We start from the raw sequence: 21,911 nt of genomic DNA, 5'->3' as shown, positions 1-21,911 counted from the left end.
CCCTCTTTGTTTGATTCTAACCCCTGTTCCCAATAAGCTGCTTGCGCTTCTCCGGTTCAGGATCGTACACCGTATGTGGCTCACTGTCAAAAATAAGCGTAGCACGGTCTTCAGTTGTGTATTTCGGCCAAGGCATTTCGTCAGTTCCGGGATTCCTCCGGTGCGCAAAGGCAATCCAAGCTCCCTGCATGTAATCGGCTAGTCTTTCCATAATGGGCGTGATCTCCAGCCCAAACCGCTGAAGCAGGGGCAAGGTATTAAACACATAATAGATTTCCGCCGCATGTACTGCTTTGCTGAGTAATGGGTGACCGGGCATGGTCCAGTCATATCTGTACATCCATACGGGTGCATGTGCTAATTGGCTTTCGGCAAAGGTAAGTGAGCTTCTCCAGAAATACAGGTCTGTCATGATTTCAGCCTGACCTTGCCAGGAAGCCGGATAATCCCGTACCAGTTCTGAGATATCTCCAATACCCAGAATCATCTCAAACGCCTTGAGTGACTGTTCGAAGTTCCCCGCACTGGACTCATCCCGGAAGAAGAGATACCCTTCGTCGCGGTTCGTTCCGATCAGCAGCGGGATGCCCTTTGCTGAACCCCCGGCTACCGCTTCCTCCGGACTTGCCGGCAACGATGGCCCATCGATGACTGGCTGAAAGAACAGGTTGAGCGAGCCGCCTGAGAGCTTATGGCTCATTCGTGCAGCTGCCTCCAGGATAGACTTCGCAGGAACTAAATTCAGTTCCTGAAGATCACCCCCCGGGGAAATCCCCAGTTCAGCCAGCAGCGCGGCTGAGATCGCGGCTGCCTGCTCATGCCGGAGTGTCTGAGAAGCTCCGCTCTGCATAATGGCACCCGAGAATAATCCCTTGGCGGCTGGCATGGCCAGCAAGGCAGCGATGGACATACTTCCCGCTGATTCCCCAAACACTGTGACACGCTGCGGATCTCCGCCAAACGCAGCGATATTCTCCTGAACCCATTCCAGCGCAGCAACCTGATCCAGCAGCCCCTGATTAGAGGCAAATCCTTCGCCCAGATGTGAAAGGTGAAGAAAACCGAAAGGCCCAAGTCTGTAATTGATAGTAACCAAAATTAACTGTCCGCGCTCAGCCATACGTCTTCCATCAAATAGGGGCTGACTCCCCGCACCTGTTATAAACGTGCCGCCGTGAATCCACACCATGACCGGTAAATCCTTACCGCCTTCCGCAGGCGCCCATACGTTGAGATACAGGCAATCCTCCGAATGCTCCGGCGTTAAACCAGCGTAACGGTTACCGGATACGTCTGGCGGCTGATGGCTGATCGGCCCGAATTCCAAGGCATCTCTTGTATCATCCCATGACTCCGGCGGTTGCGGCGCCCGGAAGCGGAGGTCTCCTACCGGCGGGGCTGCGAACGGAATTCCGCGCCAGACTTTCACGCCTCCCGAAGTCACTCCCCGCAGTCTGCCATATGATGTTGTTGCGATAGGTCCTTCCACTACGATCATCCTTCCCCTTTATAAATTCAGAGGTTCTTCCGGCTTCTCTTCAATTTGCGTGTACAGCCCTGAACGGAAGCGGAACCACTGGTAGATATGCGTAACGATAACTTTTAGTACGGCATAACCCGGTACGGCGAGAATGATACCGAGTACACCAAACATTTTACCTGCGAAAATAATTACAAAAATAATCGTAATCGGGTGAATCTTCAGCGATTTGCCCATAATCTGCGGGGAGATGAATTTGCCTTCAATCAGTTGGACAGCTGTCCAGACAAATACCATCTTAAGCAGCATAAACGGTGAGGTGACCATGGCTACGATCAACGCCGGTGTGATGGCAATTGCCGGACCCAGATAAGGCACAACGGCCGTACAAGCGGCAACAATCGCCAGAACAAGCGAATACTCCAGCCCGATAATCAGATAACCGATATACAATAACGCTCCGATACAGCAGCTTATGATAATCTGCCCGCGGATATAAGAAGCTACCTGACTGTTCATTTCCTTCATGACCATCCGGGTCTGCGGTTTCAGAGCATCGGGAATAAACTTCAGAATATAATCGGGAAGCCGTCTTCCATCCCTAAGCAGATAGAAGAGAATAAAGGGAGTCGTTACCAGGGCGAGAACAATCTCGGTCAGTGCACCCACAAAGTTGCCTACACTGTCCACTGCATTATTAAGGAAAGAGGAAGCCCACTCCGTCGCCCGGCTTGTAAGGTCAGTTACATCCGTACCTACATTCTCCTGAATCTGCCCGAACAGCTCACTACCGGTAAGATCCATGAATTCATTCTGGATTTGGCTGCTGTATTTCGGGAAATTATCGATCAGACCCATAAGCTGGCTCCGAATGATTGGAATGACCGTTAACAGAATCAGCGTAATAATACCCGCAATCAGCAGGTATAGAATCACGATCCCGTAAGCCCGCTTCACCCTGCTACGCTTCTCCAGCCGGTCCACCAGCGGATTAAGCAGATAATAGGCAATCCCCGAAAGCAGGAGCGGTGCGGCCACCGTATGCAGCAGTACAGATATCGGCTTAAAGATAAAGGGCACCTTGGAGAATACCAGAACATTAACGCCAATGAGTAATAAAATGAGCAGCGATACGACGAATTTATTGTTCAAAAAGAACTTTCTGAATTTCTCCGGCCAGAGTTGCAGCTTATCCATATCTTCAGCCCCTTTATCAACGACTCTCAAATGCGCTTCCTATTAGCATATTAAACGCGGCGCCTGCAAGTCAAATTTTAACTGTAAAGCTTACACCTATCATAATCCTCCCCGCCAGAAAAACAAACTGCCCGCAACCAGTCCAGCTTCGGTTACGGGCAATGCTTATTCGATACATTCATGAAGGGAGTTTGGAGATGGTGATTATTTCTTCTTTTTGCCTTTCGTACCCCGTTCGTTCACGGCAATAAGCTTATCCTCATACACATAAACTACGTTGTCCTCAAGCCGTTCACCCTGCAGATGCTTCCGTACCAGAGATTTCGCTAATTTAGGTGTGATGTCCTTATACCATACTCCTTCAGGATAAGCGATCACTACGCAGGAATCTGAGCATCTTCCATTACAGCGGGTTACTGTTGTATGGATCACGCTTTGCGCGCCTTGCTTCTCAATCTCGTCTTCTATAGCTTCGGCTACTTCTTCACCCTTATGTTTCTTGCAGCTGCTGCCGTTGCAGATGAGCAGATGGCTTGCCGTTCCTTGCAGATTCCAGGTTGTCATGGAGATTCCATCCCCCTTTATGCTTCAATCTACTAATTTGTTCATAGACTGTCAATAGAGTGAGTCCTCTCGGTTACTCACAGATCGAAGTGGACATAATACCTTTAGCTTTTCAGTCCACCCGCTGATCATCACATGTAATTATAAGGAGCTGATATCTATGAAGATTCTCTTTCTCTATCTCCTGCTGGGATTCTTAGGTTTGTCAATCATTGTCTCCATCGATCTTCTGGCGCATTTAAGCTTCGCAGATGCCATGCAATCCATCCACGCCACCTTCGCCACCACCTCATTAATGGAATCCATCATTATGATCAGCTTTCTACTGTTACCCGTTATTAAGGTGATCGCAGCATCCCTTAAGAAACGTAAAGGCCAGACGAATCAATAAATCACGTTACCTGAACAGATGAAATCTCTTTCGGACATGCTGGACAATAAATAACAGGATCGGGATGTATGCACATAACACCGGCAAAATAAACTTCATGAACACTCTGCCTTCATCCAAATGAACCGGGTAGTTCTCCGCACTGATAAAGGAACTGAACAGAATGACCACCGTAACCGGGACGACCAATTTCCGCTGTTCCTTCACATGGAATAAATCGGAGGTCACAGCTATTGCCGCGTAACAATAGATCGTCATTTTGAAGAATACCCCTATAATCAAAGTTAACATAACAAGTGCATCTAGACGCTGTACAAAATTAGCAAGGTTGACCTGAGTTACGGTGGTGAACATGGGGAAGGCCGCTCTGGCATAAATGTTTTCTCCCAGCACAGACATTTCAATCGCATGTGTGAAAGCGAGCAGCAACCCGCTAAGTATAACTGCAATAACCCCCGTTTTCTTCACCAGGTAAGATCGGTTGATCTGTGGCAGAATGGTGGTCAGGCATACAAGTTCCCCAAACGGAAAAATCCAAATGCTTGGATAGGCGGACTGAAACGCATCTCTCCAATCCTTGGCATGCAGGGGAAAGAGATTCTCCAGATCGATCAAACCTGACACAATAACAACAAAGCTGCAGATCGCACCCATAAACAGTACAACGAATATATAGATCCCAGCGGTTCTGGCGAATACCTCTATGCCTTTGTTCAGGATATACATGACTGCAACAACCATCATCGCATTGATAACAAACACCGGAGTTTGGTCATAGGAAGAAGCTAACAGCAGGTCTCCTGCTTCCCGAAGGTTTCTGGAGCCGTTGAACATAAAGACCGGGATGTATAATAAGCTTAATGGCCAGCCAATGAGCTTTCCCAGAATTTTCTGTGTATATCCGCTTATGATCATATCCGGATTTTGATGATGCAGATCCGCAAAAACGAGATACAGCACAACCCCTCCAGGTAAGGCAAGAAGAATGGACAGCCATACGGCATGGCCACTTTCCAAGCCAATTGGAACGACAAGTGCCGTGCCCAGCTCAAACAATATAATCATGGCAAATAATTGATTCGCGCTGATCATTTCTTTTTTCATCGTTAAGCTTCGCACTTCCTTTCCGGCAGACACATGTTTATTCCGGTTTAATCAAATACGACTTAATTCTCATTCCGGTACTGCGGATGTAAGCCTCTACTTGGATATCCGCTTGGCCTTTGGCAAATAACGTATCCCAATCATTTTCCACACCTTTCCATACGTTGGGCTTTGTTCTCTTCAATTGATCTGCAAAACCAAAAATATCACTCCCGAAGCGCTGTGCGGTTTGAATGGCTTGCTTCACTTCTTCTTGTGTCTCCTTCGCCATCTCTTTCTCCAGATCTAGTATCACATCCCGTTTGCTAAAATCGACTGGAGCCTTCGTCTCGCTCAGAGATCCTTCCTCCGAGATACGAATATGAAAAACAGGTAATCCCTGCCGGAGCTCAATCGCAACTTTTGTCTTGGAGAAGGTAACATCAACAGCAACGGACTCTTTTTGTTCACCGGAATCGATATTTATCGTTGTCGTCTTTAATTGATTAAGCACCCATTGCGTTCCTCTTGCTGCCGGACCTTCCATCCAATCCACCAATTTCCCATCCTTGAACACGGCAAGGCCTTTCATCATGGTGAGGGTCTTCACTTCTGTCTGTTCCAGATTCGTCTTCTTCTTGCCCTCCTCAGGATCTCCAGTGAGTTGAATACCGCTGAGCACCAGCTCGCTCTCCCCTGTAATCCCTTTAATAGTCTCGAAAATATTAACTTCCCTGTTCTCCCCCCATAATCTGGAGGTATTCCTTGATTTCTTGACTAAACCGATGGCAGGCAGGCTCTCGACAGGTATTAATACCTTCAGGATCGATGCCGCGTTCGAATTCCGGGATACCAGAATTGCAGAGTTCAGCCGAAGCTCATGAGAGCGTTCGAAAATATCAAAAATATCATTGATCCCGCTCCGGGCCAAGGCTTCGCCGATGACGACCAACTGGGTATGGGCAAAAAATAATTGCCTGGACGATTTTCTGGAGGTTTTCCGCAATGCGCCAAATATAGTGCGGTCCGTAGATGTATAAATGGTGATTGGCGGTTGACCTGTACTGGCACCCGTACTGGTAGCTGTAGAGGTAGGGTTTACCACTTGAAAAGTCACCCGGTATTCATCCTTATCGTCTGCTTTATCAATTCCGATGCCGCTGACAATGGAGAGGTCGTTCAGTTCCCTACTGTTCCAGCATCCTGACAGCGGCAAGACCAAGCTTAATGACACCAGCACGTTCAGCATCCATCTAGTTATCGCTATCATCATCCCGGTTCCCGCCCTTTGCATTCAGCGCTACGTTCTTTTGGCTAACTAAACCTGGCCGCTGCTTCATAAATTTGAGAGGTGCCCGTAGAATGGAATCCTTCAGACTCTGCAGAATGAAAGGAGCTAAAGGAGACATAAAAGGAACTCCTAAGGAACGCAGACTGCACATATGGGAGACCAGGATGAAGCTAGCGATACATATTCCGTAGAGCCCCATAAATGCTGCAATAAACATAATGCCGAACCGAAGGATACGGATGGAAAGTGCCATATTGAAAGCCGGTGTGGCAAAGCTGGAGATACCAGTCAAAGATACGACGATTACCATGGCGGGAGAGACAATGCCCGCCTGCACGGCAGCCTGTCCCAATACAAGACCGCCTATGATAGATACAGTTTGGCCGATTGGTGACGGCATGCGTATTCCGGCCTCACGGATAATTTCGAAAGTAATCTCCAGCAGAAGAACCTCCACGAACACCGGAAAGGGTACTCCTTCCCGCTGTGAAGCCAAATTAATCAGCAAGGGAGTAGGAATCATCTCCTGATGAAAGTTAAGGGCTGCTATGAATAATGCAGGACCAAACAATGAGATCATTAGGCACATTAAACGGAGCAACCGAATCCATGAAGAGATATCAAACCGCTGATAGTAATCCTCAACCGCATGAAAAAACATAAAAAAAGTGGTAGGTACAATCAATACAAAAGGGGTTCCATCCACAAAAATAGCAATCCGCCCTTCGAGTACATTTCCGGCAACGCTATCCGGCCGTTCTGTATTGTACACCGTTGGAAAAGGGGAATACGTATTGTCTTCCATCAACTGCTCGATGTACCCCGATTCGAGAATGGAATCCAGATGCATGGCCTTCAGTTTCTTTTTTAAGTTCTCTACATGTTCCTCTTTAGCGATTCCGTTAATGTACATGATGGATACATCCGTTTGTGTTACTGTGCCTAGCTTCATGCTCTCCACCCATAAATTAGGGTTCTTAATTTTTCTGCGTACAAGGGAAATATTAGTGCCGATCGATTCGGTAAAACTTTCTTTCGAACCACGAATAGCTACCTGGGTAGAAGGTTCCGTAACGGACCGGACCTCTCCGCCGCTCGTATTGCTGCTTACAGCTTCCTTTAACCCATCAATCAGTATGACGGTCCCTCCGGAGAACAGCATTTCAAAAAGCTTGTCCCAATCGCTTATTACGCTCTCCTCACCCGTACTCAGCGCTACTTCTTTCATATAGTCGAATATCTCAAGACTCGTGGTTACCTCTAGCTTTCCAGATTCCTTGGCTTCAAACGACAACGCATGTGTCACAAAGTCATTGACCGAATCCTTTTCGGTTAACCCAGCTACATATACAGCAGCTACCTGAATCGGTGAATGCAGGAGTGCAAATTTTCGGATAACGAAATCATTGCTGTTCCCTGTTCTTTTTCGGATATCACGGAGATTGTCTGCCAAAGAAGAGTGAAGCGGCTCCTTTTCTTTCTTTTGCTGGTCAGGGTCGGGCATTCTGTACACAGGCATCTGAGCACCTCCTGCCTATACTGTTCACGATCTATTCTTTTTTTATGCAAGTTATGGAATTCAGACGATCCTTCTACCCAGCTTTATCTATCAAAAAAATCCCGATCAGCCACCGAATGGCCAATCAGGATCTACAGAAGATGTGCTTCAGCAATACATACACGGCAATAGCCTTACTGTACTGAAGTTTGGACTAATCGTCATTATGGGCCTTTAGTGTTCGACTACGCCCAGCGCCTTATTCTTCTCCTTAAAACGGTCATTATGGGAAGAGACATAAGCCGCCTTTGGTGCGGATGGGTCCATATATAGCTTTGCGCTGTTTAGCGCAAGAACCGCATCCGTGAAGGTTCCGGCAATCAGCCGCACCTTGCTCGGGTAATCCACGAAATCTCCTGCGGCGAAGATCCCGGACAGATTTGTTTCCAGCTTATCAGTGACGCTCACGCACCATTCGCCCATATCCAGCCCCCACTCACGCAAGGGACCGAAATCGCTTTTCAAACCGTGGTTGACGATGACTGCATCCACAGTGAATTGCTCCATTTCTCCAGTCTCCACATGGCTGACCGTTACCCGGTCAATTAACTCCCCGTCGCTGCTGTGCAGCTGGCTGACCGTATAGGGAACCCTGACGTTCACCGAAGAGTTCTTCATCCGCATAATATTGCTTTCGTGACCGCCGAAACTCTCTCTGCGATGTACAACCGTAACGCTTGCCGCGACGGGCTCCAGCTCATTGGCCCAGTCCACCGCCGAATCTCCGCCCCCGGAGATCAGCACATGCTTGCCTCTGAAAGGCTCGAGCTCCTGAACCGTATAATGAAGGTTGGTCACCTCGTAACGCTCTGCGCCGTCAATTTCCAGCTTCGCCATCTGCAGGATGCCATATCCGATGGCTAGAATAACCGTTCGTGTCCAGTGCTTCTCTCCGTTAGCGGATGTCAGCATATACGTGCCATCCTCCAGCCGCTCCTGATGAACAATCTGCTGCCCCAATACAATCGTTGGTTCAAAAGTCAGCGCCTGCTCCTTCAGCTGTTCGACCAGATCCTTGCATAACGTCGGAGTAACACCGCCCACATCCCAGATCATCTTCTCCGGGTAGACGAGCATTCTGCCGCCGAGCTCTTCCTTCGCTTCAATCAGCTTGGTCTTGAGGTCTCTCATGCCACTGTAAAAGGCGGTATACATTCCTGCAGGACCGCCGCCAATAATGGTTACATCATATAATTCCAGCTGTTCGCTCATGTCTGGTTCCCTCCGGTAAATGATTATGTAGTATCGTGAAATTGATTATCATTATCATTTACTCATTGTAAAGGAACTGCCCATCCTTTGGCAATGGACAATTCTCCGGATTACAAACCCATGAATCTTAGCATCTTCCTTATGTACCATCTTGTATACAGCATATAATAAAGCCACTGAAAGGCCATGAACGCAGCTCCTGTGAGTAGCGAATAACGTAAGGGTGAGATCCATTGATTCATGCTCATATACACGGTAGCTGTGGTGTAGAAGGCCGAAACGATTATTGCAACTATATAAGGGGCAAAGAAAAGGACCCTGAAAGAGTCTCTGACCATCCGTGCAGTCTCCCCGGCAGTAATGCCTATTTTGTTCAATTTGCCGTACTTCACCCGGTCCCGCTCCAGCTCAGTAAGCACGCGGAAATGAAGGATCACACAGGAACTCATAAAAAACAGCAAACCCATAAATACCAGCACAAGTAATAAAAAAGAAGCGGACTGCCTGATCTCCATGTAATCAGCGATTCTTGAGCCTGCGGCAAATACCCGCTCCTCCAGCCGGGGGTCGTCATACATTGGTTCTGTGTGTGCTTTATTGTACTGTGCCAAGGCTGTATTCAGCCGATGGTAGACCCCTTCCGTTTGTCGCCAGTCCTTGAAATTTATCAAATGAATCAAACCCACGGCTGCCGGTTGATCCAGTTCAATCTTACGGTAATCCTCATCGTTGACGATAAGGAGAATTCCTCCCTTCATTAAGATAGGTGTGCTGAACCATATCTTTTGCTCAGACCCCTGGGAGGAGAGCGCAAGGCTGCCTGATTTCATGGGTACCTTAAATTTCTTCAAATCTACATTCTCATGGTCATAACCGTCATCGGACCGGATCTGAGACACACTCAGAAAGTGACCTATGCTAATCTGAAAGCTAGTACCCAGTACGGCGTTCATTTCAGAGGCGGAGATCATTTTATAAGGCCCCTGATCGATGTAATTCATTTTTTTATGCGAGACGAATGCCTCTGTCCCGATAATCGCGTTCAGTTCTGCTTCCGGCAGAGCATTTTTCCCGAAACGCTCGGCATAGAACAACTGGTCCGGGTTATCCAGAGTGGCGGCATTCAGGGACTGTGAGTTCAGCAGAAGCGCCAGACTGCTCAAGAATATCGTTACCGTGACAAGGATCGAGATGAGAAGATGGATCTTCTTCGATTGTCCAAACGTGTAGTTTAGCTCAGATCTGGCCATGAGGCTCCGGTAATACAGACTGGGGGAACGCTTATACACCCGATCGATCCAGCCTGGAAGACTGGACAAGATGAAATAGATTCCCGTATATAGAAGCACCAGACTTCTCGGCAGAGCCCCCTCATCACCGGCATAATGGCTGATCATATCCACAACGCCATAACCGGTAAGAACGACACCGAATATGCCGGATACGCTGTTCTCAAGCCAGCTCCGGTCTCTGACCCTGCTTTCCTTTAAGAGATTAATAATGCGGTACCGGCTGGAGACCACCAGGCTGCCTGTAATCACCACTGCATAAATAGCAGCAAAAAAAGCTCCCGTATGCAGATAGCTTTCTGGTGTCAAAGCAAAAGGCACATTCTGCAGCGCAGTAATCTTCATCGCCAGAAGATAGAACAAATAAGACGCAAGCGTCCCAGTCACAAGCCCCGTCATAATGGAGGCCAAGCCTATGGCTGCATTTTCAAATACAATGATCTTCCGGACGTCACCGCGGGTCATCCCAAGGACCATGAACATGCCAAAGTCTTTTTTTCGGAATTTCACGAATGCACTTTGGGCATAGACAATGAAAATAACGGAGAAGAAGGCAGTTGCCCATTTCGGGGCGTAGAGGCCGCTGGAAATCCTGGAGGTAACCACGTTCATGTCACTAAAAGCCGGGTTGGTCGCGAGCGAGGTGAACATGAAATAGACCATAACCGCAAAGCTGCTGCAGGCAAAAAAGAGTGTATACCGCCTTAGATTCGCCCTGAATATTCTCAGCAGCATTTCAATATAGGTCATTCTCCCCGCCTCCTAACTGCACGAGACTTTTCAGGATCATGTCAAAAAACTCCTTGCGGTTCCCCTCCCTGGCGATCTCCATGCTAATCTCACCATCTCGGATAAAGATCACCCTGCTACAGAAGCTGGCCGCGAACGGGTCGTGCGTGACCATAAGGATCGTTGTCCCCTGATCGGCATTCAGCTTCGTGAAGCACTTCATCACCTTACCCGCAGATTTAGAATCCAGATTCCCTGTCGGCTCGTCCGCATACACTACCTCAGGTCTCCCGATAACCGCCCGGCAGATCGCCGTCCGCTGCTGCTGGCCTCCCGAGACGGTGTAAGGATACTTATCCTTGAGATCCTCAAGCTCAAAGAAGCTCAATACCGCCGAGGCCGCAGCATCCATCTCCCCGGGGTCCTGACCGTCAAGTACCAGGGGAAGAAGCACATTCTCCCTCAGTGTCAGGCTATCAAGCAGGTTATAATCCTGAAAAACAAATCCCATATTCCTGCGCCGGAAAAGAGCCAGCTCATTCCCGGACATGTCGCCAAGCTCATTCCCGGCTATGCGGACAACTCCACTGTAATCCGGATCAATGCCGCTCAATATATTTAACAATGTGGTCTTCCCGCTGCCGGATGGACCCATAATGGCAACGAACTCGCCTTCTTCCACCTTTAGTGTGATTCCGTTCAAAACCTGGGCCAACTCGCCTCTGCTCTTGCCTTTGTACTGCTTGAACACATGTTCCGTTTCCACGATCGGCATCCCGGCACCACCCTTTTTCAAGAAATTTCCTCTTATCGGTATTAAACGAGGGGATACCCTGGCAAGTTTCATTTTTCACAAATTGCCAGATCCCGGTAGCCGCCTTATAATTTCGGTAGGAGTTTCATTTCAGGAAATTCCACGAAGGAGTGAATATTTGTGAAGAAAAGACCATACGGGCGTACCGGGAAATTCGTCTCCGAAATCGGATTCGGCGCCTGGCAGCTGGGCAACAAACAGGATTGGGAAGCCATGGAGGATTCAGCAGCGATCGCTCTTGTGCATGAAGCATTAGAAAGCGGTGTCAATTTCTTCGACACAGCTCCCAATTATGGCCGGGGGGCTAGTGAAATCCTGCTTGGACAAGCGCTCAAAGGAAGACGCGGCGAGGCAGTCATCAACACTAAATTCGGTCACGGTGCCGATGGAACTTCGAACTACGGTGCAGATCACATCCGTGCTTCCGTCGAACAAAGCCTGATACGCCTGCAAACCGATTATTTAGACTCTGTCTTGATACATAACCCCCCATTTGAACATTTGGACGGGAAACATGGACAGTTTGAAGTATTCGAACAGCTAAAAGCTGAGGGGAAAATCCTATCTTACGGGGTTTCTGTCGATTCTTCGGAGGAAATGTTCGAAGTCATGAACCATACTTCCATAGGTGTTATGGAGGTCATGTTTAATATCTTTTATCAGGAGACGGCTGAGGCCTTCAAGTTGGCGAAGGACACGGACATTGCCCTTATCATTAAAATCCCGCTCGACTCCGGCTGGCTGTCCGGTAAATACGACAGCAGCAGTACGTTCGCCGGCGTTAGAAGCCGCTGGTCACCGGAGGTGATCCGTAAGCGTGCAGACCTGCTGGAGAAAATCCGCTTCGTCACAGACGAAGAGACCACCATGACTATGGCGGCTTTGAGATTTATCCTCGCCTATCCGGAGGTCAGTACCGTAATCCCGGGAGTCCGAAACAGCGTACAGCTTGCCGGGAATGTGAAGGCCGGAGATGCCTTCATGCCGCAAGAGCATGTTAAGAAACTTCAAGAGCTCTGGGAGACGGAGATCAAACATCACAATCTCGGATGGTAATCTGTCTGCTCCGAGTTTAAATCGAAAGCCCGCATTCAGCATAAGCTGGACGCGGGCTTTGTTATGGCATGTGGGGATCTGAAAGTGTTATCTTAGGTAATCCTTCTCGATCTGTTCATTCTGACGTTTCATTTCTTTCTCGAACATATACTCATCATTACGAAGCTTATAGAGTTGCCCAAGTCCTGCAAATACGAAGAAGAGTACCAGAATCAGTCCGTAAGCATATGCAAATTGATTAATATAAAAGCACACTATAATGGCTGCGATTGTAAGAATAAGCAGCGCGACTGCCACCCGGGTAAATATCTTTTTCAACCTCTCTCCTCCTTCTTGTTCATTCCTTTCTTCGGTTCTCTCTGTATCAAGCATGGATGACTTCTTTACTGAATGTTTGTACTATGATAGCACAGATATAGCGATTGGAATAAAAAAGTTCTGCCGTCTAATTTGAGATCGACTGGCAGGGATGCCGTCATTCACGGTCATGATTCTGCCGGGATGAACGGAGAAGGCCCGGTCGCCATGTGCATAACCATGTTTGTCCAACGCCACAGCAAACAGCGCATTGGCAGACTTGAACTGACCGCCATAATCCCTGCGTTATTAATGAGGATATCCAGAGGTCGCCCAGCGGCCAAGAACCGCTGGGCAAAGGAATCTATGGAAGCGGATCTGTAAGGTCTATTCATCCATCTCGGACTCGATTTAAAGTTTGTGCTGATGGAGTACATCGTAGCAGCTCTCGTAATTTTGAAGAGATGCCAAGCTGATATAACGTTTATTTTCCTTGATCGGCATATGGGTTCGCCGTAATCGGATAATGGTGCTGAGTCCATCCAGCGTTGCCTTGCCATACTCCTTCTGACGATTTCCCCTGTTCTTTCCCGGTGTCGTATGGAGTTTACTCCACGTCAAGAGATAAATAAAAAGTACACCCCCCAGAATTCATCGGATAAACCAAAGTTTATTCCAATGCCTATTCTGAAGGGTGTACTTCGCTGTAGTATTGCGGGTTGATCCGTGTGTATTTTTAGAATACTTTCGTTGTCCAGGACTCGCAGTTCCAGATATCCGTTGCGATTTCACGGTAGAATTCCGGTTCATGGGAAATGAGCAGAATGCTTCCCTTGTAGGCTTTCAAAGCGCGTTTGAGCTCTTCTTTAGCATCCACATCCAAGTGATTTGTCGGCTCATCGAGCACGAGCAGGTTGCTCTCGCTGTTGATGAGCTTGCACAGACGGACCTTCGCTTTCTCGCCACCACTGAGGACAGCGATCTTGCTCTCGATATGCTTCGTGGTCAGTCCGCATTTCGCGAGCGCCGCACGCACCTCGAACTGCGAGAAGGACGGGAATGTCTCCCAGACTTCCTCAATACATGTATTGTAGTTGCCTTCCTTGGACTCCTGCTCGAAGTAGCCGATCTCCAGATGGTAGCCACGTTCCACGGTGCCATCGAGCGCAGGGATTTCGCCCAGGATGCTGCGCAAGAGAGTTGTCTTACCGATACCGTTCGCACCGACCAGGGCGATCTTCTGGCCGCGTTCCATGGAAAGATCCAGCGGACGGGACAGCGGGCTGTCGTATCCAATCACGAGCTGCTTCGCTTCGAAGATCATTTTGCCGGAAGTTTTGCCTTCCTTGAAGTTAAACTGCGGCTTCGGCTTCTCTTTCGACATCTCGATGATCTCCATCTTGTCGAGCTTCTTCTGTCTGGACATAGCCATATTCCGCGTAGCCACACTCGCTTTGTTGCGGGCTACGAAATCCTTCAGCTCGGCAATCTCCTGCTGCTGACGGTTAAAAGCGGATTCCAGCTGCTGCTTGCGCATTTCGTAGACCTGCTGGAATTGATCGTAGTCTCCAACGTAGCGGGACAGCTTCTGATTCTCCATATGATAGATCAGGTTGATGACGCTGTTCAGGAACGGAATATCATGAGAGATCAGAATGAACGCATTCTCATACTCCTGAAGGTAACGTTTCAGCCATTCAATATGCTGTTCGTCCAAATAGTTCGTAGGCTCATCGAGGAGAAGAATATCCGGCTTCTCCAGCAGCAGCTTCGCCAGCAGAATCTTAGTCCGCTGCCCGCCGCTAAGCTCGGATACATCACGGTCAAGGCCAATATCGGTAATCCCGAGGCCGCGCGCCGTCTCCTGCACCTTTGCGTCGATCATGTAGAAATCCTGACTTGTCAAAGTATCCTGAATCGTGCCGACTTCCTCCAGCATCTTCTCCAGCTCGTCCGGTGTCACATCGCCCATCCGGCCGTACATATCATTCATCTCTTGCTCCATATCGAACAAGTATTGGAATGCGCCGCGCAGCACATCCTGAATCGTAGAACCTTTAGTCAGTACAGCATGCTGATCGAGATACCCGACCCGTACGCGCTTGGACCATTCAACCTTGCCTTCATCAGGCTGCAGCTTGCCGGTAACAATATTCATAAACGTGGATTTACCTTCGCCATTCGCGCCGATTAATCCGATATGCTCGCCCTTAAGCAGGCGGAACGATACATCCTTGAAGATCGCGCGATCCCCAAAGCCATGACTTAACGCTTCAACATTTAATATACTCATTTATGGACACCTTTTTTTCTGTATTTTATCGTTAATATTATAAGCAGGAATGGATGAAAACTCAATGAAAAAAAGGGATTGACCAGATTGGTCAACGGAGTTATTATCATATTGACCAGTGTGGTCAAAACGGTGCCTTGGAGGTGATTTCATTGTTTTCGAAATTTATGACGCTGAATCCGGAGAAGCAGGACCGGATATTAAATGCAGCTTTGAAAGAATTTGCCCTGAAAGGCTATCAAAATGCATCTACCAATGAAATCGTGAAGGAAGCCGGGATTTCCAAAGGCCTGCTCTTCCATTATTTCAATAATAAAAAGGATTTGTACCTCTTCCTGTTCGATTATTTCATGGAATTACTGATGGATGAAATCCAGCAGAGAGTGGATTGGAATGAAAAGGACATCTTTGCCCGCTACAAGCAGGTAGGCATGATTAAATTTGAATTATTCAGTAAATACCCGAATGTGTTTGGTTTCATCAAGACGATCCGCCCGGAGGTAGCCTCTGAGGTAAAACCGGATTTGGAGCTGAGGCAGAAGCAGTTTCTGGATAAAGGCTATAAAGATATCTTTAGCGGACTCGACTTTTCCAGCTTCAAAGAGGGCATCGACATCGAGAAGGCCCTCAGTATTATTTACTGGACTATGGAAGGGTTCGCTTATAAACAACAGGACAAGGTCGCGGCCATCACGCTTGAGGATTATGACGTGGATGAAATGATGGCGGAAATGGATACGTACTGTGAGATGCTGCGTATTGCTTTTTACAAATAACCGGGGGGCGCTTAATCATGAACGTAATCGAAATTAACCATCTGACCAAAACGTACGGCAAATCCAGAGGAATTACAGATATTAGCTTTAACGTGGAAGAAGGGGAGATCTTTGGCTTCATCGGTCCGAATGGTGCCGGCAAATCCACGACGATCCGGACCCTGCTCTCTTTAATATATCCTACCAGCGGAAGCGCCAAAATCTTCGGCAAAGACTGCATTGAATTTGCGCCAGAGATCAAGAAGGAAATCGGCTACCTGCCCTCGGAGGTCTTTTACTACGACAATATGAAGGTCATCGACCTGCTGAAATATTCCGCCAGCTTTTATAAAAAAGATTGCACGAAACGAATCAAGGAACTTGCGGAGATCATGGATCTGGATCTGACGAAAAAAATCGATGATTTATCCCTGGGGAATAAAAAGAAAGTTGGGATTGTTCAAGGACTGCTCCACGAGCCTAAGCTGATTATCCTTGATGAGCCTACCAGTGGCCTCGACCCGCTCATGCAGCAGAAATTCTTTGAACTGCTTGAAGCTGAGAATGCCAAAGGCGCAACGGTCCTCTTCTCCTCCCATATCTTAAGCGAAGTTCAGCGGCTCTGTAACCGGGTGGCGATTATTAAGGAAGGCTCCATCGTTACAGTGGAGAAGATCAGCACACTGCAGGAGAATAACTACAAGAAATTCAAAATTCAAACGAAGGACGTTTTAGCGGCGGACTATTTCGATCTTCCTGGGGTGAGTAAGCTTGAAGTGAAGGATCATACGGTCAGCTTCCTGTTCAGAGGGAATCTCAATTCGGTGCTCCAAAGAATCGCCGGAACGGAAATCGCAAACGTATGGATTGATGAGCCGGATCTTGAGGAGATCTTTATGCACTACTATGTCAAGGAGGCTTAAGCCATTATGAATATATTTCTGCATGAGTTAAGGTCTTACCGGAAATCCACGATTATCTGGTTAGTGTCTTTAATCGCGGTGATGGCACTGTTTATGTCGATGTTCCCTGCTTTTGCCAAAGACGCCGAAGAATTCGCTAAGCTGCTTAAAGGTTATCCGGAACCGCTTCGCAAAGCGCTCGGGATGGATTTGGAGAATTTATTTACGATTCTGGGCTTCTATTCGTATGCCCTGACGTTCATCGTGCTGATTGGAGCCATTCAGGCGATGAATATCGGAGTTTCGATTGTATCCAAGGAAGTCCGGGAGAAGACCGCGGATTTCCTGCTGACGAAGCCGGTTAAGCGCACCACGATCCTAACAGCCAAACTCTTGGCCGCTGTCTTGTCACTGGTTATTACTAATATCGTATACACAGCAGCCGCTGTGGCGATGGCGTCCTCGGTGAAGACAGAGGATTATAGCATGGAGATATTCATTCTGCTCGGTTTGACGGTATTTTTGACACAAGTTATTTTCCTGGCGATCGGAATCGCCGTCTCCGTGATGGTTCGGAAGATCAAGTCCGTGTTGACGGTATCGCTGGCAACGGTGTTCTCCTTCTATTTCATCGGGATGATCGGCAGCAGCACTGATAAGGAGAATGTCCGATACTTCTCCCCGTTCAAATATTTCGATACTGCCTATATTATGAACCATTCGGGGTATGAGGCGGCTTATCTGGTTGCGGGTGCGGTCATTATTGTGATTGCGGTTGCAGCCAGCTATACAGTTTATATTAAAAAGGATATCCATGCGGTGTAAAAGGAGACTTTAAGTCATGAACATATTCTGGAGAGAAATGAAAGCATACCGGAAGTCCATCATCCTATGGAGCATTGGCGTCTTCCTCATGGTTGTATCCGGTATGAGCAAATACGCCGGTTTATCATCTTCAGGCCAATCGATGAGCGATATGATGGCAGATATGCCGAAGTCGATGCAAGCTATCATGGACGTCGGGGACCTGGATCTGAATAAGGCGAGCGGGTATTACGGAATCTTGTTCCTGTATCTTCTACTTATGGCTGCGATCCACGCAGCGATGCTGGGAGCGAATATTATCGCCAAAGAAGAGCGGGATAAAACTTCCGAATTTTTATTTGTAAAGCCGCTCTCTAGAACCCAGATCATCACGTCGAAGCTGGTAGCCGCATTAGTGAATCTTGTCATCCTTAACGTTGTAACTTTGATCTCGTCCATTGTAATCGTAGGGAATTACAGTAAAGGTGAATCGGTAACCAGCGATATCTTTATGACCATGGTTGGACTTCTGATTGTGCAGCTCCTGTTCATGGTTATAGGAAGTGCCATTGCTTCGGTGAAAAGGAAACCCAAGACTGCAGGCTCCCTGTCTACGGGAATTCTTCTGCTGACCTTCGTGTTGTCCATTGCCATTGATTTGAATGAGAAGCTGGAAGGTCTGAAATACATTACGCCGTTTAAATATTTTGAAGCCAAAAATGTGATGTATGGCGGAGGGTTGGATCCAGTGTTCGTCTTGCTGTCGGCAGCGATCATTGCGGCGTTGGTTACCGTGACCTATGTGTATTTTAAGAAAAGGGATTTGAACGGGTGATGGAGGAGACTAGTCGAGATACAGACAAATACACCTGAAAACACCTGTATAAGTTCTTTAGCTGACTTTTATATTATGAAAAAACACAAGAACAAGCCCTTTCACCATATGATTTTGGTGAAGGGCTTGTTTTGGCGTTATCATAAGTCATTTGAAGAAGAAATAGGTTGTCTATTGCATTTAACACAACAGAACTAGCACAATATACGTTGTTTTAAGAAGTTCATTGTGCTTTGTAGAGGATATTTCACGAATTCCTCTCAAAAAGTTGCTTTGTCAGAATTCTATAGTACATTCCCTACTGCGCAATCTGCTCCTTAATATTCTGCAGGATTTTCTTCTCCAGCCGCGAGACCTGAACCTGGGATATGCCCAGACGGCTTGCGACCTCGGACTGGGTCTGGTCGCGGTAGTAGCGCAGATAGACGATAAGACGCTCCCGTTCACTTAGACCCCCAATAGCTTCGTTCAATGCGAGCTTATCGAACCAGCGCTCCTGCGATTCGTCGGCGATTTGATCGATCAAGGTAATCGGGTCGCCGTCGTTCTCGAATACAGTCTCGTGGATTGAGGTCGGCGGCTTGTTGGCTTCCTGGGCGAAGACAATTTCTTCGGGCGTTACGCCCAGTGCCTCCGCTACCTCACCGATTGTCGGCAGACGGTCGAGCGTCTTGGACATTTCATCCTTCATCTTGCGTACCTTATTGGCCATTTCCTTCAGAGAACGGCTGACCTTCAGGGTACCGTCATCTCGCAGGAACCGCTGGATTTCACCAATAATCATCGGCACGGCATAGGTGGAGAATTTAACCTCATAGCTGAGGTCGAATTTATCAACGGACTTAAGCAGCCCGATACAGCCAATCTGGAACAAATCATCAGGCTCGTATCCCCGGTTCATAAACCTCTGCACCACCGACCAGACCAGACGGATATTGCAGCTGACCAGCGTATCGCGGGCCAGATTATCTCCGGCCTGGCTAAGCGCGATCAGACGTTTAACCTCCGCATCGTCCAAATAGGTCGGCGGAGCTTTTTTAGATTCGACATTCATGGCTCCAACCCCTAATTGTATAAAGCTTTTTTCGAGACGATGGTCTTCTTCATGGAAATAGAGGTGCCTTGGCCGGGAGTGCTGCTAACTTCGAACTCATCCATGAAATTTTCCATGATGGTAAATCCCATGCCTGAACGCTCAAGCTCCGGTTTGGAAGTATACAGCGGCTGTTGTGCCAGCTCCAAATCCTCTATGCCCCGCCCCTGATCCTCAATGGTCAGATGAATCGTCTCCTGTTCAATGGATGCGGAGATGCTGACAATGCCGGCCGGATCGCTGTCATATCCATGGATAATGCAGTTGGTCACCGCCTCGGAGACCACCGTCTTCAGGTCGTTGAGTTCATCCATCGTTGGATCAAGCCGGGCGACGAAGGCAGCGACAACCACGCGCGCAAACGACTCATTCTCCGACCTTGCAGCGAACTGAACGTGCATGAAGTTACCCGCTTCACTCTTTGTCATAACGCTACCTCCAAATTCGAGAGTGCAGCGCTCTCGTCATCATATAGGGGCATGATTTTGAACAGGCCCGACATTTCAAGCAGCCGGCGTACAGGTGCAGTGGCGTCGCATACGGCCATTTTCCCGCCTTTGCTGCGAATCAGCTTGTATCTTCCAAGAATTACGCCCAGTCCGGAGCTATCCATAAACTGCAGATGCTTAAGGCTAATCACCAGATGTTCCACCTGACTCCGCATGATGGCCTCATCCATATCCATCCTTACATAGTCGGCTGCGTGATGATCCAGTTCCCCCGATAAACGAACAATCAGCACTCCCCGGTGATGCTCCATTTCCACATGAGAATTCATGCGTGCCACTCTCCTCTTCGTTGTGCCTTCAAGGACAAGGTTTTCTACGCGGCAAAACCAGAATCCTGCCTCCCGACAAAACTAGAAGAAAACTCTCATAAACATACAGAAGGCCCGCTGATATTCTACAAAATACCCGGAATTAATCAGCCGTGAACAATGATCCTGCCGTCCGCTTGAACAGCCTCCACCAGCCCGCCTTGGCTACGGCCTCTCCAGCCTTCAGATCATATTCCTTTAGAACAGTCTCACCTTGGTAGACGACAAGCTTCCCGACGGATTGTCCTTCCGCAACTGGAGCTTTCAGGCTCTCCGGAAGAACAACTGTATGCCGAATCCCTTCCTGCGTAATCCCTTTTTTAAGAAGAACGCTGTAGTTCTCCTTCGCAACAATCGGCAACTGGGCTTTTATCCCTTTTTCAATGTGAAGGGTGCCGATGGTATCCCCTGTCTTATGAATGGTGTGCAACTTGTATTGGGAGAAGAGGAAGTCGAACATTCCAGATACTTCGCTGTTGCGGGTCTTGGTATTTGGTTCGCCCAGCACGACAGCCACTGCACGCAGTCCGTCTCTGGAAGCCGTTGCTGACAGACAGAACTTGGCTTCCGAGGTATACCCCGTCTTCAATCCATCTGCGCCGGTATAGAAACGCACAAGCTTATTCGTATTCACGAGCCAGAACGGTTTCTCGGAATCCTTGCGCAGGTAGTCCTGATAGGCTCCGGTATACTTGATAATCCGTTCATGCTTCAGCAGCTCCCGGCTCATCAGGGCGATATCATGGGCAGAGGAGTAATGATTATCCGACGGTAGACCATTGCAATTGGCAAAATGAGTATCCTGCATTCCCAGCTCAGCCGCGCGGTTGTTCATCATATCGACGAAAGCAGATTCGGAACCGGCGATCTTCTCCGCCATGGCTACAGATGCGTCATTGCCGGAGGCCATCGCGATGCCCTTAAGCATCTCGTCGACACTCATTTCCTCTCCAGGCTCCAGAAAGATCTGAGAACCCCCCATGGACGCAGCGTATTCACTGGTCCGCACCTTGTCTGTCAGTTGCAGACGGCCGTCATCCAGCGCCTCCACCGTGAGCAGCATCGTCATAATCTTAGTAATACTTGCCGGAGGCAGCTTATCATGGCTGTTCTTCTCATAAATGATGGTGCCAGTACCGGCATCCAGCAAAATGGCGGAACGCGCACCCGGCGCCAAATCCGCAGTCTTCACACTCACGGAACTCTTAGTTTTCTCTTCCGCATTTGCCTGGCCCGGTTGAAAAGGTCCGATGACTAGACAAAGCATTAACAACATGGAAATTAAATAACGCATTTTTCTCACAATAGTTCCCTCCTGAGCATTAACCTTCTTTTCACAGGTACTGTGTTCCAGTTTCGTCTAAAAAGAAGGAAAATATTCCAGAAATAAAGGAAATGCACCCGTAACTGGCGAAAATTTACTCAGAATATTCCATTTCACTAAAAGAATC

At 48.2% G+C, this 21,911-nt stretch carries 23 protein-coding genes; 7 read left to right on the top strand and 16 right to left on the bottom strand.

The genetic code is table 11. The features are described from left to right. Positions 1–16: 16 nt before the first annotated feature. The 3 genes from ACAN55_RS05075 to ACAN55_RS05065 form a co-directional block, all read right to left on the bottom strand. Positions 17–1,498: a carboxylesterase/lipase family protein gene (locus ACAN55_RS05075; RefSeq protein WP_379129001.1), complete on the bottom strand. Its 1,482-nt coding sequence runs from the start codon at positions 1,496–1,498 to the stop codon at positions 17–19. Positions 1,499–1,507: 9 nt separating this feature from the next. Next, on the bottom strand, positions 1,508–2,677 hold the full coding sequence (locus ACAN55_RS05070; protein ID WP_379128998.1) for an AI-2E family transporter: 1,170 nt from the start codon (positions 2,675–2,677) through the stop codon (positions 1,508–1,510). 204 nt (positions 2,678–2,881) lie between these two features. After that, positions 2,882–3,241, bottom strand: coding sequence for a (2Fe-2S) ferredoxin domain-containing protein (locus ACAN55_RS05065; protein ID WP_379128995.1), 360 nt, complete (start codon positions 3,239–3,241; stop codon positions 2,882–2,884). Positions 3,242–3,401: 160 nt separating this feature from the next. Here ACAN55_RS05065 and ACAN55_RS05060 point away from each other — a divergent pair, with 160 nt between their 5' ends. Further along, positions 3,402–3,632, top strand: a complete 231-nt coding sequence (locus ACAN55_RS05060) for a YczF family membrane protein (RefSeq protein ID WP_379128992.1) — start codon at positions 3,402–3,404, stop codon at positions 3,630–3,632. A 6-nt stretch (positions 3,633–3,638) separates the two neighbouring features. On the opposite strand, the gene ACAN55_RS05055 is transcribed toward ACAN55_RS05060, so the two are convergent. From ACAN55_RS05055 to ACAN55_RS05030, 6 genes are all read right to left on the bottom strand, one after another. Further along, positions 3,639–4,736 (bottom strand): GerAB/ArcD/ProY family transporter, encoded by a 1,098-nt coding sequence (locus tag ACAN55_RS05055; RefSeq protein WP_379128989.1) that lies wholly within the window; start codon positions 4,734–4,736, stop codon positions 3,639–3,641. A 37-nt stretch (positions 4,737–4,773) separates the two neighbouring features. Beyond that, complete coding sequence (locus ACAN55_RS05050; RefSeq protein WP_379128986.1) at positions 4,774–5,988, bottom strand: Ger(x)C family spore germination protein; 1,215 nt, start codon at positions 5,986–5,988, stop codon at positions 4,774–4,776. Then, entirely contained in the window at positions 5,969–7,525 is a 1,557-nt protein-coding gene (locus tag ACAN55_RS05045; protein ID WP_379128984.1) for a spore germination protein, read from the bottom strand. Before ACAN55_RS05045 ends, ACAN55_RS05050 begins: the two co-directional genes overlap by 20 nt. A gap of 213 nt (positions 7,526–7,738) precedes the next feature. Beyond that, positions 7,739–8,776 carry an NAD(P)/FAD-dependent oxidoreductase gene (locus ACAN55_RS05040; protein WP_379128982.1) on the bottom strand — a complete coding sequence of 346 codons (1,038 nt, stop codon included), beginning with the start codon at positions 8,774–8,776 and terminating at the stop codon, positions 7,739–7,741. Positions 8,777–8,886: 110 nt separating this feature from the next. Beyond that, entirely contained in the window at positions 8,887–10,815 is a 1,929-nt protein-coding gene (locus ACAN55_RS05035) for an FtsX-like permease family protein (RefSeq protein ID WP_379128980.1), read from the bottom strand. Beyond that, complete coding sequence (locus tag ACAN55_RS05030) at positions 10,802–11,590, bottom strand: ABC transporter ATP-binding protein (protein ID WP_379128977.1); 789 nt, start codon at positions 11,588–11,590, stop codon at positions 10,802–10,804. The genes ACAN55_RS05035 and ACAN55_RS05030 overlap by 14 nt, the downstream gene beginning before the upstream one ends. 138 nt (positions 11,591–11,728) lie before the next feature. On the opposite strand from ACAN55_RS05030, the gene ACAN55_RS05025 reads away from it, so the two are divergent. Then, positions 11,729–12,664 carry an aldo/keto reductase gene (locus tag ACAN55_RS05025; RefSeq protein ID WP_379128974.1) on the top strand — a complete coding sequence of 312 codons (936 nt, stop codon included), beginning with the start codon at positions 11,729–11,731 and terminating at the stop codon, positions 12,662–12,664. 87 nt (positions 12,665–12,751) lie between these two features. Here the strand turns inward: ACAN55_RS05025 and ACAN55_RS05020 are convergent, their stop codons facing one another. Continuing rightward, complete coding sequence (locus tag ACAN55_RS05020; protein WP_379128970.1) at positions 12,752–12,982, bottom strand: hypothetical protein; 231 nt, start codon at positions 12,980–12,982, stop codon at positions 12,752–12,754. Between the two features lie 132 nt (positions 12,983–13,114). Here ACAN55_RS05020 and ACAN55_RS05015 point away from each other — a divergent pair, with 132 nt between their 5' ends. Next, positions 13,115–13,345 (top strand): hypothetical protein, encoded by a 231-nt coding sequence (locus ACAN55_RS05015; RefSeq protein WP_379128967.1) that lies wholly within the window; start codon positions 13,115–13,117, stop codon positions 13,343–13,345. Positions 13,346–13,372: 27 nt separating this feature from the next. On the opposite strand, the gene ACAN55_RS05010 is transcribed toward ACAN55_RS05015, so the two are convergent. Beyond that, positions 13,373–13,582, bottom strand: a complete 210-nt coding sequence (locus ACAN55_RS05010) for a MerR family transcriptional regulator (RefSeq protein ID WP_379128964.1) — start codon at positions 13,580–13,582, stop codon at positions 13,373–13,375. Positions 13,583–13,697: 115 nt separating this feature from the next. Next, the gene (locus ACAN55_RS05005) at positions 13,698–15,254 is read right to left on the bottom strand and encodes an ABC-F family ATP-binding cassette domain-containing protein (protein WP_379128961.1); all 1,557 of its coding nucleotides are present in this window, start codon (positions 15,252–15,254) and stop codon (positions 13,698–13,700) included. 152 nt (positions 15,255–15,406) lie between these two features. Between ACAN55_RS05005 and ACAN55_RS05000 the strand changes: the two genes are divergently transcribed. From ACAN55_RS05000 to ACAN55_RS04985, 4 genes are read left to right on the top strand one after another with little or no spacing between them, the layout of a single operon-like run. Continuing rightward, positions 15,407–16,030: a TetR/AcrR family transcriptional regulator gene (locus ACAN55_RS05000; protein WP_379128958.1), complete on the top strand. Its 624-nt coding sequence runs from the start codon at positions 15,407–15,409 to the stop codon at positions 16,028–16,030. Between the two features lie 17 nt (positions 16,031–16,047). Next, on the top strand, positions 16,048–16,932 hold the full coding sequence (locus ACAN55_RS04995; protein WP_379128955.1) for an ABC transporter ATP-binding protein: 885 nt from the start codon (positions 16,048–16,050) through the stop codon (positions 16,930–16,932). 6 nt (positions 16,933–16,938) lie between these two features. Continuing rightward, positions 16,939–17,736 (top strand): ABC transporter permease, encoded by a 798-nt coding sequence (locus tag ACAN55_RS04990; protein WP_379128953.1) that lies wholly within the window; start codon positions 16,939–16,941, stop codon positions 17,734–17,736. A 16-nt stretch (positions 17,737–17,752) separates the two neighbouring features. Then, complete coding sequence (locus ACAN55_RS04985) at positions 17,753–18,550, top strand: DUF2705 family protein (protein ID WP_379128950.1); 798 nt, start codon at positions 17,753–17,755, stop codon at positions 18,548–18,550. A gap of 298 nt (positions 18,551–18,848) precedes the next feature. Here ACAN55_RS04985 and sigF read toward each other — a convergent pair whose 3' ends face one another. The 4 genes from sigF to ACAN55_RS04965 form a co-directional block, all read right to left on the bottom strand. Further along, a complete protein-coding gene (gene sigF, locus ACAN55_RS04980) occupies positions 18,849–19,604 on the bottom strand; it encodes an RNA polymerase sporulation sigma factor SigF (protein WP_379128948.1) in 756 nt (251 codons plus the stop codon). Positions 19,605–19,615: 11 nt separating this feature from the next. Then, positions 19,616–20,071, bottom strand: a complete 456-nt coding sequence (gene spoIIAB, locus ACAN55_RS04975; protein WP_379128945.1) for an anti-sigma F factor — start codon at positions 20,069–20,071, stop codon at positions 19,616–19,618. Continuing rightward, positions 20,068–20,421 (bottom strand): anti-sigma F factor antagonist, encoded by a 354-nt coding sequence (gene spoIIAA, locus ACAN55_RS04970; protein ID WP_379128942.1) that lies wholly within the window; start codon positions 20,419–20,421, stop codon positions 20,068–20,070. The genes spoIIAB and spoIIAA overlap by 4 nt, the downstream gene beginning before the upstream one ends. A 142-nt stretch (positions 20,422–20,563) precedes the next feature. Continuing rightward, complete coding sequence (locus ACAN55_RS04965; RefSeq protein ID WP_379129831.1) at positions 20,564–21,754, bottom strand: D-alanyl-D-alanine carboxypeptidase family protein; 1,191 nt, start codon at positions 21,752–21,754, stop codon at positions 20,564–20,566. Between the last annotated feature and the right edge of the window lie 157 nt (positions 21,755–21,911).

The sequence above is a fragment of the Paenibacillus oryziterrae genome (assembly GCF_042610485.1).
Classification (GTDB): Bacteria; Bacillota; Bacilli; order Paenibacillales; family Paenibacillaceae; genus Paenibacillus_AQ.
The sequence above is the reverse complement of the archived record's forward strand: the minus strand, read 5'-3'. Positions and strand labels throughout refer to the sequence as shown.

What these genes read in the sequence shown, in the direction of transcription:
- ACAN55_RS05075 (WP_379129001.1), bottom strand. Translation starts at nt 1,498, where the DNA reads ATGATCGTAGTGGAAGGACCTATCGCAACAACATCATATGGCAGACTG.
- ACAN55_RS05070 (WP_379128998.1), bottom strand. Translation starts at nt 2,677, where the DNA reads ATGGATAAGCTGCAACTCTGGCCGGAGAAATTCAGAAAGTTCTTTTTG.
- ACAN55_RS05065 (WP_379128995.1), bottom strand. Translation starts at nt 3,241, where the DNA reads ATGACAACCTGGAATCTGCAAGGAACGGCAAGCCATCTGCTCATCTGC.
- ACAN55_RS05060 (WP_379128992.1), top strand. Translation starts at nt 3,402, where the DNA reads ATGAAGATTCTCTTTCTCTATCTCCTGCTGGGATTCTTAGGTTTGTCA.
- ACAN55_RS05055 (WP_379128989.1), bottom strand. Translation starts at nt 4,736, where the DNA reads ATGAAAAAAGAAATGATCAGCGCGAATCAATTATTTGCCATGATTATA.
- ACAN55_RS05050 (WP_379128986.1), bottom strand. Translation starts at nt 5,988, where the DNA reads ATGATGATAGCGATAACTAGATGGATGCTGAACGTGCTGGTGTCATTA.
- ACAN55_RS05045 (WP_379128984.1), bottom strand. Translation starts at nt 7,525, where the DNA reads ATGCCTGTGTACAGAATGCCCGACCCTGACCAGCAAAAGAAAGAAAAG.
- ACAN55_RS05040 (WP_379128982.1), bottom strand. Translation starts at nt 8,776, where the DNA reads ATGAGCGAACAGCTGGAATTATATGATGTAACCATTATTGGCGGCGGT.
- ACAN55_RS05035 (WP_379128980.1), bottom strand. Translation starts at nt 10,815, where the DNA reads ATGACCTATATTGAAATGCTGCTGAGAATATTCAGGGCGAATCTAAGG.
- ACAN55_RS05005 (WP_379128961.1), bottom strand. Translation starts at nt 15,254, where the DNA reads ATGAGTATATTAAATGTTGAAGCGTTAAGTCATGGCTTTGGGGATCGC.
- ACAN55_RS04995 (WP_379128955.1), top strand. Translation starts at nt 16,048, where the DNA reads ATGAACGTAATCGAAATTAACCATCTGACCAAAACGTACGGCAAATCC.
- ACAN55_RS04990 (WP_379128953.1), top strand. Translation starts at nt 16,939, where the DNA reads ATGAATATATTTCTGCATGAGTTAAGGTCTTACCGGAAATCCACGATT.
- ACAN55_RS04985 (WP_379128950.1), top strand. Translation starts at nt 17,753, where the DNA reads ATGAACATATTCTGGAGAGAAATGAAAGCATACCGGAAGTCCATCATC.
- sigF (WP_379128948.1), bottom strand. Translation starts at nt 19,604, where the DNA reads ATGAATGTCGAATCTAAAAAAGCTCCGCCGACCTATTTGGACGATGCG.
- spoIIAB (WP_379128945.1), bottom strand. Translation starts at nt 20,071, where the DNA reads ATGACAAAGAGTGAAGCGGGTAACTTCATGCACGTTCAGTTCGCTGCA.
- spoIIAA (WP_379128942.1), bottom strand. Translation starts at nt 20,421, where the DNA reads ATGAATTCTCATGTGGAAATGGAGCATCACCGGGGAGTGCTGATTGTT.
- ACAN55_RS04965 (WP_379129831.1), bottom strand. Translation starts at nt 21,754, where the DNA reads ATGCGTTATTTAATTTCCATGTTGTTAATGCTTTGTCTAGTCATCGGA.